Genomic DNA, 584 nt, shown 5'->3' on the forward strand with positions numbered 1-584 from the left:
GGTCTGCGGTACTCGACCATCACCGGCGTCGCCCGCGACGACCTGCCCGACGGCGGCGCGTGGCTCTACGCGGAGACCGTCCGCCAGATCCACGAGCTCAACCCGGGCACCGGCGTGGAGAACCTGGTCCCCGACTTCAACGGCAAGCCGGACCTGCTCGCCGAGGTCTTCGAGTCGCGCCCCGAGGTGCTCGCGCACAACCTCGAGACGGTGCCGCGGATCTTCAAGCGGATCCGGCCGGCGTTCCGGTACGAGCGTTCGCTCGGTGTGCTCACCGCCGCCCGCGACTTCGGCCTGGTCACCAAGTCCAACCTGATCCTCGGCATGGGCGAGACCCCCGAAGAGGTCCAGCAGGCGATGGTGGACCTGCACGAGGCCGGCTGCGACATCATCACCATCACCCAGTACCTGCGCCCGTCGCCGCGGCACCATCCCGTCGAGCGCTGGGTCAAGCCGGAGGAGTTCGTCGACCACTCCGAGTTCGCCACCGAGCTCGGCTTCGCCGGCGTGATGGCGGGGCCGTTGGTCCGTTCCTCGTACCGGGCCGGCCGCCTCTACGCGCAGGCGATGGCGCACCACGGGCG

Annotated in this window: 1 protein-coding gene; it reads left to right on the top strand. The window is 70.4% G+C overall.

The window, feature by feature from the left end; translation table 11 throughout:
- Positions 1-584, top strand: a 584-nt coding sequence (locus AC1DYG_RS18940) for a lipoyl synthase (RefSeq protein WP_477641413.1), incomplete at both ends; no start/stop codon positions are given.

It is taken from the genome of Pedococcus sp. P1_H8 (genome assembly GCF_056405175.1).